Here is a 14,085-nt window from a genome sequence, read left to right on the forward strand (position 1 = left end):
GAGGAATTGCCTATATGGCACGCGAAGATCATATTGAAATGGATGGCGTTATTGTCGACACTCTTCCCAACACCATGTTCCGTGTTGAGCTGGAAAACGGTCACGTCGTCACAGCGCACATCTCCGGCAAAATGCGTAAAAACTACATTCGCATCCTGACAGGCGATAAAGTCAAGGTCGAGCTGACCCCTTACGACCTGTCCAAAGGTCGCATCGTGTACCGTTCGCGCTAAGGCGCCCAGCAGGTGTTACGGAACCCTGCCCACTCCAGCGTTCTGATTGCCCGCTCGCCCCAAACAGCTCGACCCAAACAACAACGCCCCGTCAATGACAGGGCGCTGCGTTGTTTGCTTCAACCTGCGCGCCCGTTAAGGCGCATCGGCCATTTCCGACTCGGTGGATAAGCGCAGCTCGCCTTCTTCCAGGCTGACGTGCACGATACCGCCCTGGTCGGCAAGCTCGCCAAACAGGATCATCTCTGCCAGCGGCTTTTTGAGCTTCTCCTGAATCAGCCGTGCCATCGGGCGCGCACCCATGTCCGGGTCATACCCTAGTTCCGCCAGCCAATCGCGGGCCATATCGTCGACTTCCAGTTGAACACGCTTCTCATCCAGCTGCGCTTGCAGTTCGATCAGGAACTTGTCGACCACGTTGCGCACGACGGACGTTGGCAGCGAATGGAACTGGATAATGCCGTCCAGACGGTTGCGGAACTCCGGCGAGAAAGTACGACGAATGACTTCCATCGCATCGGTCGAGTGATCCTGGCTTTGGAACCCGATCGAGCGCCGTGCTGCCTGCTCTGCCCCGGCGTTGGAGGTCATAATCAGGATAACGTGGCGGAAGTCGGCTTCGCGGCCGTTGTTATCGGTCAGACGACCGTGGTCCATGACCTGCAGCAGCAGGTTGAAGACTTCCGGATGCGCCTTCTCGATTTCATCCAGCAGCAGTACACAGTGCGGCTGTTTGGTCACCGCCTCGGTTAACAGGCCGCCCTGGTCGTAGCCTACATAACCCGGAGGAGCCCCGATCAAGCGGGACACGGTATGCCGCTCCATGTACTCCGACATATCGAAGCGCACAAGCTCGATGCCCATGATATGCGAAAGCTGCTTGGCCACCTCGGTTTTACCCACCCCGGTCGGGCCGGCGAACAGGAAGCTGCCTACCGGCTTGTCAGGCGACTTCAGCCCGGCGCGAGACAGCTTGATGGCGGCGGAAAGCGTATCGATGGCCTCGTCCTGTCCAAATACCAGCATTTTCAGGTCGCGGTCGAGCTTTTCAAGCAGCTTGCGATCCGAGCTGGACACGCTCTTTGGCGGAATCCGGGCAATCGACGCTACTACTGCCTCAACCTGTTCCACATCAATGGTGTCGACACGCACCTCTTCCGGCAGTAGACGCTGGTGCGCCCCGGCTTCATCAATCACGTCGATGGCCTTGTCCGGAAGGTAGCGGTCGTTGATGTAACGGTCCGCCAAGCGGGCTGCGCTTTCAAGCGCCCCATCGGTGTACTTGAGGGCATGGTGCTCTTCAAACCGCGAACGCAGTCCCTGCAGAATCTTGATGGTGTCTTCCACCGACGGCGCCATGACATCGACTTTCTGGAAGCGGCGCGCCAGGGCACGGTCCTTCTCGAAGATACCGCGGTATTCCTGGAAAGTGGTCGAACCAATGCAGCGCAATTCGCCCGAGGAAAGCAGCGGCTTGAGCAGGTTGGATGCATCCATCACCCCGCCCGACGCTGCACCTGCACCGATCACGGTGTGGATCTCGTCGATGAACAGAACGGCATTGGGCTGTTTGCGTAACTCAGCCAGCAGGCTCTTCAGACGCTTCTCGAAGTCGCCACGGTATTTGGTACCTGCCAGCAACGCCCCCATATCCAGTGAATACACCACGGCATCGGCAATCACTTCAGGGACATCTTCTTCGACGATACGCTTCGCCAGGCCTTCGGCAACCGCCGTTTTACCCACACCAGCTTCGCCCACAAGCAGCGGATTATTCTTGCGGCGACGTGCCAGAATTTGCACCACGCGCTCGAGTTCGTGGTCGCGGCCGATCAAGGGATCGATCTTGCCCAGCCGGGCCTGCTCGTTAAGGTTGGTGGCATAACCAGTAAGCGGATGAGCCGCTCCTTCGGCGCTGCCTTCCTCGGCTTCTTCACCTTCCTGCTGGGAAGGTGATGGCGATGGGCCGTGACCCGACACTTTAGAGATGCCATGCGCGATATAGTTGACGGCATCCACCCGAGCAACGTTCTGCTGCTTGAGGAAGTAAACGGCCTGACTTTCCTGCTCGGAAAAGATGGCCACCAGGACGTTGGCGCCGGTCACTTCGCTTTTCCCGGAGGACTGCACGTGGAACACGGCCCGCTGCAGTACTCGCTGAAAGCCAAGCGTCGGCTGCGTTTCGCGGTCGCCCTGCCCCTCAGGAATCAGCGGCGTGGTCGAATTGATGAAGTCCTGCAAATCGGACCGCAGCTTATCGAGGTTTGCCCCACAGGCCTTCAACACATCCATTGCCGAGGCGTTGTCCAACAGCGCCAGCAGCAGGTGCTCGACGGTCATGAACTCGTGGCGCTTGGATCGCGCTACGGTGAAGGCCGTGTTCAGGGTCAGTTCAAGTTCTTTGCTCAGCATGGCAGTCCCCTTTTCGCTACATCCTAGGGCATAGTGCCAACTAGGCTTGCGTCGGATCAGTTTAATCGACCGGCACCTTCAACATCGGGTACAAATCGTACAGTTGCAAGCCCACCTACCGATTTTTTTCAACGTTCTCAATCGGCGGCTTCAATATCGCTCATTAAAGGATGCTCGCACTCCTGGGCGTATTCATTCACTTGGTAACTTTTGGTTTCAGCAATGTCTCGGGTGAACACGCCGCAGGTCGCCTTGCCCTGGGTGTGTACCGCCAACATCACCTGGACGGCTTTTTCACTATCCATGTTAAAGAAGCCTTGCAGCACTTCGATGACAAACTCCATCGGCGTGAAGTCGTCGTTGTGTAGCACCACCTTGAAAAGTGGCGGCTGAGCCAGCTCAGGCTCGGCAGACTGCACCGTCAGGTCGTCGTCATAATCAGGCATATCGGGGCGCGTCATGCCTGCTTCAAGCGAAGGCGCGGCCGGGTATGAACTGTTAGTGTGGGACATAAGAAGCAAGGTTTTCATCTCTAAGCTGACGGGCAACATCTTAAACACATGGTGTGCTATGTATAAGACGTGCGCAATCAGCAAGGGTTCATGGAAACATCAAAATTATCACACTGCGCTGAACAAAAAACCCCCGCCCGGCTGGCGGACGAGGGTTATGCGCGTCGGGGCACGTAAGGATCAGTCGATCGCCACCATAGCCAGCGCGTTGTTGAGCGTTTTGCTCGGGCGCATGGCCTGGCTGGCTCGCTCACCGCTGGGACGGAAGTAACCGTCGATATCCACCGGCTGACCCTGAACGCTGTTGAGCTCATCCACAATAGTGGCTTCGTTGGCTTTCAGCGTTTCCGCCAGACGCGCAAACAGCGTTTTCATTTCGGCGTCTTCATCCTGCGCGGCCAGTGCCTCAGCCCAGTATAGCGCCAAATAGAAGTGGCTGCCGCGGTTATCCAGCTCACCCACCTTACGCGACGGTGACTTGTTGCTATCCAGGAACTTGCCGTTGGCTTCGTCAAGCGCATTGGCCAGTAGCTTGGCGCGGGCATTGCCGAAGGTGCTGCCCAGGTGCTCAAGCGACGCCGCCAGGGCCAAAAACTCGCCCAGCGAATCCCAGCGTAAGTGGTTCTCTTCGAGGAACTGCTGGACGTGCTTGGGCGCCGAGCCACCCGCGCCGGTTTCGAACAGCCCCCCGCCGTTCATCAGCGGCACGATGGACAGCATCTTGGCGCTGGTGCCCAATTCCATGATCGGGAACAGGTCGGTCAGGTAGTCGCGCAACACGTTACCGGTGACCGAGATCGTGTCCTCGCCCTTGCGGATACGCTCAAGGGATACTTTCATCGCCTCGACCGGCGGTAGAATACGAATATCCAGGCCGCTGGTGTCGTGATCCTTGAGGTAGGTTTCGACCTTCTCGATCAGTTGAGCATCGTGGGCGCGGTTGGCATCGAGCCAGAAAATCGCCGGTGCACCGCTCTCCCGGGCACGGGTGACCGCCAGCTTGACCCAATCCTGGATCGGCGCGTCCTTGGTCTGGCACATGCGCCAGATATCGCCCGCCTCGACCTCGTGGCTGAACAGCGTATGGCCGTTTTCGTCAGTGACCACCACGGTACCATCGGCGGGTATCTGGAAGGTCTTGTCGTGAGAGCCATACTCTTCGGCTTTCTGGGCCATCAGGCCGACGTTGGGCACGCTGCCCATGGTGGTCGGATCGAAGGCGCCATTTTTCTTGCAGTCTTCAATCACCGCCTGATAGATAGTCGCGTAGCAACGGTCCGGAATCACCGCCTTGGCATCCTGAAGCTCGTCGTTGGCGTTCCACATCTTGCCCGAATCACGAATCATGGCAGGCATGGAGGCGTCGATGATAACGTCGCTGGGCACGTGAAGGTTAGTGATACCTTTGTGAGAATTGACCATCGCCATCGGCGGACGCTCTTTGTAAAGCGCCTCGATATCGGCCTTGATGGTTGCCTGCTGTTCGCTCGGCAGCTTTTCGATCGAACTGTAAAGATCGCCAATACCGCTATTGGGATTGAAACCCGAAAGCTTGAGGGCATCGGCGTGCTCTTCTAGCACGTCTTTATAGAACTCCTCGACAACCATGCCGAACATGATCGGGTCGGAGACCTTCATCATGGTGGCTTTTAAATGCAGCGAGAACAGCACGTCGTTTTTCTTGGCGTCCTTGATCTGGCTGTCGATAAAGTTGCGCAGGCGGCGGCTGCTCATGCAGGCCGCGTCGATCACCTCGCCTTCCTGCACGGCCAGGTCTTCCTTCAATACGGTGTGGGTGCCGTCTTTCTGAGCCAGGTCAATCTTGAGCTTGGTGGCCTGCTTGATCACCGTGGACTGCTCGCTTCCGTAGAAATCACCTTCGCTCATGTGGGCCACGTGGGACTTGGAGTCGGCGCTCCACTCCCCCATGCGATGCGGGTACTTGCGTGCGTAGCTCTTGACGGACTTGGGGGCGCGACGGTCGGAGTTGCCCTCGCGCAGTACCGGGTTGACCGCACTGCCCTTGGCCTTGTCGTAACGCGCCTTGATGGACGCTTCTTCATCGTTTTTCGGCTCGTCCGGGTAGTCCGGCAGCGGGTAACCCTGACCTTGAAGCTCTTTGATGGTGGCCTTCAACTGCGGGCCTGACGCACTGATATTGGGCAGCTTGATGATATTGGCTTCAGGCGTGGTCGCCAGCTGGCCAAGCTCGGCAAGGTCGTCACTGACGCGTTGTTCGTCGTTCAACAGATCTGGGAACTGGGCCAGTATGCGCGCGGCAAGCGAGATATCCCGCGTTTCAACGATAATGCCCGCCGAATCGGTAAAGGCATCAATAATCGGTAACAACGAATAGGTCGCAAGCGCAGGCGCCTCGTCGGTGAGCGTATAAATGATCTTCGGCGTATCGGACATTTTTGCGTTAACCTCTTTTCTGTGTCGCTGTGATTATAAATTCGTAAGCTAAGCGGTTCATTAAGCAAGCAACCCTACCGCGAAGCGTGCGGAGCTTTTTTAAGTGGCTCCTTTTTCACAAGGTGATTGATCGGTGGTGGTGACGACGACCCCAGCGGCCACGCAGAAGTATACCAGCGCTGCACTTAAACCGCATGAGCGATTGTCGACAAAACGAAGGGCAGCCCAGACGAGACGATGAGCAACCTCTACCTATTGCATAAACCCTACCGCATGCTCTCCCAGTTCACCGACCCCCAGGGCCGCGCCACCCTGGCGGATGTGATTGACGTACCCGGCGTTTACGCGGCCGGTCGGCTCGACTACGACTCCGAAGGCCTGCTACTGCTCAGCGATGACGGCAGCCTGATCCATCGCATTGCCCACCCGCGCCATAAACAACCCAAAACCTACTGGGTACAGGTCGAAGGGCTCATAGACGATGCCGCGCTAACGGCCCTGAAAAGCGGCGTGACCTTGAAGGATGGGCCTACGCTGCCCGCCAAGGCGCGGCGTATGGAAGCGCCCGATCTCGCGCCGCGGAACCCGGCCATTGACCCCAAACGTCACCCGACAACCAGCTGGCTGGAGCTGACCCTCAGCGAGGGCCGCAACCGCCAGGTAAGACGCATGACCGCCCATGTCGGCTTCCCCACGCTGCGCCTCATTCGTGCCGCCATCGGCGCTTGGCGGCTTGGCGAACTGGCGCCCGGTGAGTGGCGCCGGGAAACCCTTCATGCGCCCCGAGGCACAACCAGGGCCAGGCACTCCAGCCAGCGCAAAGGCCCCGCGACAGGACGCAAGCGACCATGACGCAAACGCTTCACAGCACCTGTGCCTGCGTCATCCAGCGGGGCGAACGTTTCCTGATCGTCGAGGAAGAGCGCGGCGGCACGGCAACGGTCTTCAACCAACCAGCCGGACATATCGAGCCCGGCGAAGGGCCCATGGCTGCCATTTTACGCGAGGTCGCCGAAGAAACCGCCTGGCAGGTCACGCTGACCGGCTACCTGGGGCTCTACATATTCCATACCCCCCAGGGCAAAACCTTTCACAGTCATGGGTTCATCGCCACCCCCACGACGTTTCTCGCCACTCCGTTGGACACCGACATCACCGCGACCCACTGGCTGACGCTTGCCGAAATCCAGACGCTCGATAGCGCTGGCCGACTGCGCAGCCCCCTGGTGCTCACCCGCATTGAAGATGCTCTGAAAGGCAACGGCTACCCCTTGGGCGTCATCCGCGAGTGAAGCACTCGAAGCGGCATGGCTGCATCGTGTATAATAAGCGCCCAATTGCACACTCAACCGAGGATGGCGATGACATCCACCACTGGCACCACAATGCCTCAAAGTACGCCCGCTACGCCTGCCACCGGCAAGGTGATTGTCGGCATGTCCGGCGGCGTTGACTCCTCCGTCTCGGCCCTGCTGCTACTGCAACAGGGCTATGAGGTCGAAGGCCTGTTCATGAAGAACTGGGATGAAGACGACGGCACGGAGTACTGCACGGCGAAGGAAGACCTCGCCGACGCCGAGGCGGTGTGCGCCAAACTGGGCATCAAGCTGCACACGGCCAATTTTGCCGCCGAATACTGGGACAACGTTTTCGAGCATTTCCTGGCGGAGTACAAGGCAGGCCGCACGCCCAACCCGGATATCCTCTGCAACCGGGAAATCAAGTTCAAGGTGTTTCTCGAATATGCAGAGATGCTTGGCGCGGACAAAATCGCCACCGGTCATTACGTCCGTCAAGGAACCCGGGAAGGTCGCCCGCGCCTGCTGAAAGGCCTGGACGCTAACAAGGACCAGAGCTACTTCCTGCACGCCGTACCTGAAGCCGCCATTGCCCGCACGCTGTTCCCGGTCGGCGAGCTCGAGAAGCCCGCGGTGCGCGCGCTGGCCGAGCAGCACGACCTGGTAACCGCCAAGAAGAAAGACTCCACCGGTATCTGCTTTATCGGCGAACGGCGCTTCAGCGATTTTCTCAAGCAGTACCTGCCCGCCCAGCCCGGCATCATCGAAACCCCCGACGGCGACGTCATTGGTGAGCACATGGGGCTGATGTACTACACCCTCGGCCAACGCCAGGGGCTGGGTATCGGCGGGCTGGCCAACTACTCTGAAGACCCATGGTACGTCGCCGAGAAAAACCTGGATCGCAACGTGCTGGTGGCCGTGCAAGGCAAGCACCATTCGCTGCTTTACAGCGATGCCCTGGTCACAGAGCCAATGGACTGGGTGGCCGGTGAACCGCCGGTCGCCAAGGGACGCTTCACCGCCAAAGTCCGCTACCGCCAGAGCGACCGCGGCTGCGAGATCGCCACCCGGCCCGACGGCAGTGTCGAGGTGCATTTCGACGAGCCTCAACGCGCCGTTACCCCAGGCCAGTCGCTGGTTCTTTACGACGGCGATATCTGCCTGGGTGGCGGCGTGATTCACTCCACATGGAAGGCAACCGAGGCAGCCGCATGAACCCAACGCCGATACACCGCGCGCCGGAAAACCCGACCGCGCGCCAAGCCCTTGCGCTCGCAGGGGTCTTTCAGGCCGCCAGCCTCGTGGACGAACTGGCCCGCACCGGCCAAGTAGAGCCGCGCGCCTGGGAAACACTGATCGAAGCCACCAGCAACCCCAACCCGGAAAGCTTTGAAGCGATCTACGGCGGCCACCCCAACAACCTGCGCCAGGGGCTCGATACCCTCGAGATGCTGGTCGGCCGTGAACAGGCCAACCCGGTGGTGTTGCGCTATGGCTTCTCGCTGTTGCTGCTCATGAACAAGCTGCGCAACAACCGCAAAATGATGGATACCCTGGGGCAGAAAATGAGCCATATCCAGGACCAGGCGGAGCACTTCGGCGCCACCCATGAAAACGTGGTTGCAAGCCTGGGCGAAGCCTACCAGGAAACCATCTCGACGTTTAAAACCCGCATTGTGGTGCAGGGCGACCCATCGCTGCTTCAGACCCGCATGATGCCGGAGCGCGTACGTGCCTGCTTGATGGCCGGCATTCGCTTTGCGCTGCTGTGGCACCAGCAAGGCGGGCGCCGCTGGAAACTGATGTTCCAACGCAAAGCCCTGCGCCGCGCGCTGGATGACTTGAAATAACGCCTTTTACGCTCAACTGCTCTTACCTCTGGGAACCAAGCCATGCAACTCTCTGCCTTGACTGCTCTATCCCCCGTTGACGGCCGCTACGCCAGCAAAGCCGCCGCCCTGCGCGAACATTTCAGCGAATTCGGTCTGATTCGTGCCCGTGTCATTGTGGAAGTCCGCTGGCTGCAGCGCCTCGCCGAACACAACCAGATCGTCGAAGTACCGCCGCTTTCCGCCCAGGCAACGGCGTTTCTTGAAGAGCTGATCCGCGATTTCTCCGTGGCCGACGCCGAGCGCATCAAGGACATCGAGCGCACTACCAACCATGACGTCAAGGCGGTGGAGTACTTCCTCAAGGAAAAAATCGCCGACAACAGCGAGCTGCATGCGGTCACCGAGTTCATTCACTTTGCCTGCACCTCGGAAGATATCAACAACCTTTCCTACGGCGTGATGCTGGCCGATGGTCTTCAGGCATTGCTGCCTGTCATGCACAACGTGGCCGACGACATTGCCGCGCTGGCCATTGCCCATGCCGGGCAACCGATGCTCTCGCGCACCCACGGGCAAACGGCCAGCCCCACGACGCTTGGCAAGGAAATGGCCAACGTGGCCTACCGCCTCAAGCGCCAGCTCAAGCAGATCGCAGGCGTCGAGATCCTGGGTAAAATCAACGGCGCGGTGGGCAACTACAACGCCCACCTGGCGACCTACCCCGAGATCGACTGGGAAGCCAACGCACGCACCTTCGTGGAAGGCCTGGGGCTGAGCTTCAACCCCTACACCACCCAGATCGAGCCCCACGACTACATCGCCGAGCTGTTTGATGCCGTGTGCCGTTTCAATACCATCCTGATCGACTTTGACCGCGATGTCTGGGGCTATATTTCGCTGGGCTACTTCAAGCAGCGCACCGTGGAAGGCGAAATTGGCTCGTCGACCATGCCCCACAAGGTCAACCCCATCGACTTTGAAAACTCCGAGGGCAACCTTGGCCTGGCCAATGCGGTACTTGGTCACCTGGCGCAGAAGCTGCCGATCTCCCGCTGGCAGCGCGACCTGACCGACTCCACCGTATTGCGCAACCTGGGTGTCGGCTTGGCCTACGGCCTGATTGGCTACCATGCCAGCCTCAAGGGCATCAGCAAGCTGGAGGCCAACCCGGAGCGTTTGGCTCAGGACCTGGACAACAGCTGGGAAGTGCTCGCCGAGCCGATTCAAACCGTCATGCGTCGCTACGGTATTGAAAAGCCCTACGAAAAACTCAAGGAACTGACCCGGGGCAAGCGCATCGACCAGGCAGGCTTTGCCGCCTTCATCGACACCCTGGCGCTGCCCGACGACGCCAAAGCCGAGCTGAAAGCGATGTCACCGGCCAACTACATCGGCGATGCAAAAGCCCAGGCCGAAGCCATTCACCAGCGACTTGATGCGCTATAATTACGATCTACTAAAGTTATGATCTAGTTCAATCAAGGTCTACGCTAGTTAAGGTCTACTCTGGTTTGATTAGACCCACGGCTTTAAATGCCACGTTCGTTTAGGATACCACCATGCAACCTTCTGATAAGCCACTGACACTGCTCGGCGATTTGACCCCGGCGGAATTTCTGGCGAGCTATTGGCAACAAAAGCCGCTACTGATTCGCGGGGCAATACCCGACTACATCAGCCCCATCGAACCCGATGAGCTGGCCGGGCTTGCCTGCGAACCCGGTATCGAAGCCCGCCTGGTAGAAGAAGACGGACCCGACGGCGCGTGGCAGGTGTCCCACGGACCTTTTGACGAAGCCACTTTCGAGCGACTGCCGGAGCGCAACTGGAGCCTGCTGGTGCAGGCTGTGGATCACTACCTGCCCTCGGTGGCCGCCCTGCTCGAGGAATTCGACTTTCTGCCCCGCTGGCGGCTGGACGATATCATGGTCAGCTACGCACCGCCTGGCGGCAGCGTGGGTCCCCACGTCGACCAGTACGACGTTTTCCTGTTTCAAGCCAGCGGTCAGCGGCGTTGGCAACTGGGCGGCCAGACCCGTGATGACGCGCCGATCATCCCGGGGATCGACCTGCGCATTCTGGAAACCTTCGAAGTCGAAGAAGACTCCGACTGGGTGCTGGAGCCCGGCGACATGCTCTATCTGCCACCCGGCTGGGCGCATCACGGGGTTAGTCAGACCGACGACTGCATCACCATGTCAGTGGGCTTCCGGGCACCATCGGCGGATGAAGCGGTCACCTCCTACGCCGATTACCGTGGCGAACAGCTACCCGCCTCACTGCGTTACAGCGACGCCGGTCGGGCCCCTGCGGCTGACAGTGGCGAACTGGACGATGTCTCGGTAGAGCGCATGCGCCAGTTGATCCTGTCGACGCTGGATAACCCCCAGCAAATCGCCCAATGGTTCGGCCGCGCGATGACCCAGCCCAAGTACGTCGACCAGGTGGTCCCGCTGGATACGCCGATGAATGAAGCAAGTCTTGTCGCTCAGCTACAGGAAGATGGCCCGCTCTATCATATGCCCGGCTCGCGCTTTGCCTGGCGCACCGAGAATGGCGCCACCACGCTATTTGTCGACGGCGAAGGCTACACCTGCACAGAAGCGCTCGCCCAGCGGCTGGCATCTCCAACACCGCTGCATGAAGACGTGCTGGAGCTGCCGGGTGCCAAAGCGCTCATCACCCAACTTGTTAACGCGGGCAGCCTGAGTTGGCTGCAGGACGACGATGACGACGAGGAATAACATGCCCAGCGACAGCCTGCAGGTCATCCTTCAGGAAGGCGACTGGCAGGCGCTGGGCGACATCGCCAGCCATATCCGTCGCGTAGTGTTCATTGACGAGCAACAGGTGCAACAGGACGAGGAATGGGACGGCCAGGATCCCGCCTGCCATCATTTCCTGGCCTATCTGGACGGCAACCCGGTGGGCACTGCACGACTCCTGCCCGATGGTCATATTGGCCGCGTGGCGGTGCTCGCCGAGGCGCGCGGAACCGGTATTGGCGGCCAGTTGATGGCCGCCGCTATCGCCACCGCCCAACGCGTCGGCCACCCCAAGGTGGCCCTTAGCTCACAGCTCCATGCCCTGCCCTTCTATGAACGGCTCGGCTTCGTCGCCCATGGCGAGGTCTTCATGGATGCCGGCATCCCCCACCGCGAAATGACGCTGACCTTCAACTGATCGCTTTCCCGCTGATCACGAAATTCCACTACACAACTCACCCGCGTTGTCGCCCGGCTGTAGTCGAGCTACAACGCTGCCTGCCCCCAAGTGTCAATTGTTGCCCTCCTTCCCTTCAGGGATAGTGTCTTTACTGCAGTGCCGCAAGGACTGCCCTGAAAACCCGCTTACGACGTTCTATTAAGAGACTTATTTCTTAAAGACACGCCAAGCGAATTGAACGATGCTGAAAGCGACTTCGCAGGTGCAGCATAAGACACTGCTTACATGCGCATCGCCATTATAACCCCGGAGGGATTAGCTCATGACTGGACTGCTCGAAGATATCAAGGCACTGGCCCAACTACGTGAAGCGCAAGGCGGCAAGTGGGATAACATCAAACCCGAATACGCCGCGCGTATGCGTGCCCAGAACCGCTTTCACACCGGTCTGGATATCGCCAGGTACACCGCCAAGATCATGCGCGACGACATGGCCGCTTACGATGCCGACACCAGCAAGTACACCCAGTCACTGGGGTGCTGGCACGGCTTTATCGGCCAGCAGAAGATGCTTTCCATCAAGAAGCACTTCGGCACCACCAAGCGCAGCTACCTCTACCTGTCAGGCTGGATGGTCGCCGCCCTGCGTTCCGAGTTCGGCCCGCTGCCTGACCAGTCCATGCACGAGAAGACCTCGGTCGCCAACCTGATCGAAGAGCTCTACACCTTCCTCAAGCAGGCCGATGCGTGGGAGCTTAACCACCTGTTCCGCGCCCTGGACGACGCCAAAGAGGCAGGCGACAAGGCCAAGGAGCAGGAACTGATCAGCCAGATCGACAACTACGAAACCCACGTGGTGCCGATCATCGCCGACATCGACGCTGGTTTTGGTAACGCTGAAGCCACTTACCTGCTGGCCAAGAAATTCATCGAAGCGGGTGCCTGCTGTATCCAGCTTGAAAACCAGGTATCCGACGAGAAGCAGTGTGGCCACCAGGACGGTAAAGTCACCGTGCCCCACGAGGACTTTATCGCCAAGATCAACGCCGTTCGCTACGCCTTCCTGGAGCTGGGCGTTGAAGATGGCGTCATCGTGGCGCGTACCGACTCACTGGGCGCGGGCCTGACCCAGAAAATTGCTGTCACCAACGAGCCGGGCGACCTGGGCGACCAGTACAACAGCTTCCTCGACGGCGACGAGATCGAAAATGCCAGCGACATCAACAACGGCGACGTGGTCATCAAGCAGAACGGCAAGCTGGTCAAGCCCAAGCGTCTCGCCTCCGGCCTCTACCAGTTCAAGCCCGGCACCGGCGAAGACCGTGTAGTGCTCGACTGCATCACCAGCCTGCAAAACGGCGCTGACCTGCTGTGGATCGAGACCGAAAAACCCCACGTCGGCCAGATCGCCGCCATGGTCAACCGTATCCGCGAAGTCTGCCCGGATGCCAAGCTGGTTTACAACAACTCACCGTCGTTCAACTGGACGCTCAACTTCCGCCAGCAAGTATTCGATGCCTGGGAAAAAGAAGGCAAGGACGTCTCGGCCTACGACCGCGACAAGCTGATGGGTATCGAGTACGACAACACCGAACTTGGCCAACTGGCCGACGAGTGGACGCGCAACTTCCAGCGCGACGGCGCACGCGAGGCGGGTATCTTCCATCACCTGATCACCCTGCCCACCTACCACACGGCGGCGCTGTCCACCGACAACCTGGCCAAGGGCTACTTCGGCGACGACGGCATGCTGGCCTATGTCAAGAAAGTCCAGCGCGAGGAAATCCGCCAGGGCATCGCTACCGTCAAGCACCAGGACATGGCAGGCTCGAACATCGGCGATGACCACAAGGAGTTCTTCCAGGGTGAGGCGGCCCTGAAAGCAGGCGGCAAGGACAACACCATGAACCAGTTTGGCTGATACCCGACGCCAAACGTCAGCCTAAGGCTCGAACGCCCGGAAGATGGTTTTCCGGGCGTTTTTTTAGCTAACGGCTGCGCGATGTTTCACCTAACCTTGCACACTCTTTTCTTAATCAACAAACAGACTGTTTTACATGATAATTTTGCACGATTAGCTTGCATCGCTGTCCTATATAGCTAGGTTACATAGTCAGCACTGCAAACGACCGCTGTTCAACGTCAGCATTCTCAGGTATCTTGTTAGCGAACACTGTTCTAGAATTTAGTCGTGATGTTCCGTAAAGCGGGATGG

12 protein-coding genes are annotated in these 14,085 nt (G+C 59.1%); 9 read left to right on the plus strand and 3 right to left on the minus strand.

All coding sequences use genetic code 11. The features are described from left to right. Positions 1-14: 14 nt before the first annotated feature. Positions 15-233: a translation initiation factor IF-1 gene (gene infA, locus NH395_RS10325; protein ID WP_066318014.1), complete on the plus strand. Its 219-nt coding sequence runs from the start codon at positions 15-17 to the stop codon at positions 231-233. 135 nt (positions 234-368) lie between these two features. Here the strand turns inward: infA and clpA are convergent, their stop codons facing one another. The 3 genes from clpA to NH395_RS10340 all read right to left on the minus strand — a co-directional run bounded on the left by clpA (position 369) and on the right by NH395_RS10340 (position 5,572). Next, the gene (clpA, locus tag NH395_RS10330) at positions 369-2,645 is read right to left on the minus strand and encodes an ATP-dependent Clp protease ATP-binding subunit ClpA (protein WP_253024519.1); all 2,277 of its coding nucleotides are present in this window, start codon (positions 2,643-2,645) and stop codon (positions 369-371) included. A 137-nt stretch (positions 2,646-2,782) separates the two neighbouring features. Continuing rightward, positions 2,783-3,091 (minus strand): ATP-dependent Clp protease adapter ClpS, encoded by a 309-nt coding sequence (clpS, locus tag NH395_RS10335; RefSeq protein WP_085917897.1) that lies wholly within the window; start codon positions 3,089-3,091, stop codon positions 2,783-2,785. A 246-nt stretch (positions 3,092-3,337) separates the two neighbouring features. Continuing rightward, a complete protein-coding gene (locus NH395_RS10340) occupies positions 3,338-5,572 on the minus strand; it encodes an NADP-dependent isocitrate dehydrogenase (RefSeq protein WP_253024521.1) in 2,235 nt (744 codons plus the stop codon). Positions 5,573-5,809: 237 nt separating this feature from the next. Between NH395_RS10340 and NH395_RS10345 the strand changes: the two genes are divergently transcribed. The 8 genes from NH395_RS10345 to NH395_RS10380 all read left to right on the plus strand — a co-directional run bounded on the left by NH395_RS10345 (position 5,810) and on the right by NH395_RS10380 (position 13,791). Continuing rightward, complete coding sequence (locus NH395_RS10345) at positions 5,810-6,424, plus strand: pseudouridine synthase (protein ID WP_253024522.1); 615 nt, start codon at positions 5,810-5,812, stop codon at positions 6,422-6,424. Further along, entirely contained in the window at positions 6,421-6,864 is a 444-nt protein-coding gene (locus NH395_RS10350; RefSeq protein ID WP_253024523.1) for an NUDIX domain-containing protein, read from the plus strand. Before NH395_RS10345 ends, NH395_RS10350 begins: the two co-directional genes overlap by 4 nt. Positions 6,865-6,933: 69 nt before the next feature. Beyond that, positions 6,934-8,088, plus strand: a complete 1,155-nt coding sequence (gene mnmA, locus NH395_RS10355; RefSeq protein WP_253024524.1) for a tRNA 2-thiouridine(34) synthase MnmA — start codon at positions 6,934-6,936, stop codon at positions 8,086-8,088. Next, on the plus strand, positions 8,085-8,723 hold the full coding sequence (hflD, locus tag NH395_RS10360; protein WP_092825785.1) for a high frequency lysogenization protein HflD: 639 nt from the start codon (positions 8,085-8,087) through the stop codon (positions 8,721-8,723). The genes mnmA and hflD overlap by 4 nt, the downstream gene beginning before the upstream one ends. A gap of 42 nt (positions 8,724-8,765) precedes the next feature. Further along, positions 8,766-10,151, plus strand: a complete 1,386-nt coding sequence (gene purB / locus NH395_RS10365; RefSeq protein ID WP_253024525.1) for an adenylosuccinate lyase — start codon at positions 8,766-8,768, stop codon at positions 10,149-10,151. A gap of 113 nt (positions 10,152-10,264) precedes the next feature. Then, positions 10,265-11,449: a cupin domain-containing protein gene (locus tag NH395_RS10370; RefSeq protein ID WP_253024526.1), complete on the plus strand. Its 1,185-nt coding sequence runs from the start codon at positions 10,265-10,267 to the stop codon at positions 11,447-11,449. A 1-nt stretch (position 11,450) separates the two neighbouring features. Further along, the gene (locus NH395_RS10375) at positions 11,451-11,888 is read left to right on the plus strand and encodes a GNAT family N-acetyltransferase (protein ID WP_253024527.1); all 438 of its coding nucleotides are present in this window, start codon (positions 11,451-11,453) and stop codon (positions 11,886-11,888) included. Between the two features lie 304 nt (positions 11,889-12,192). Continuing rightward, complete coding sequence (locus tag NH395_RS10380) at positions 12,193-13,791, plus strand: isocitrate lyase (RefSeq protein ID WP_253024528.1); 1,599 nt, start codon at positions 12,193-12,195, stop codon at positions 13,789-13,791. Positions 13,792-14,085 lie beyond the last annotated feature (294 nt).

Origin of the sequence: Halomonas sp. Mc5H-6, assembly GCF_024124705.1 — a bacterium.
GTDB classification, from domain to species: Bacteria; Pseudomonadota; Gammaproteobacteria; order Pseudomonadales; family Halomonadaceae; genus Vreelandella; species Vreelandella subterranea.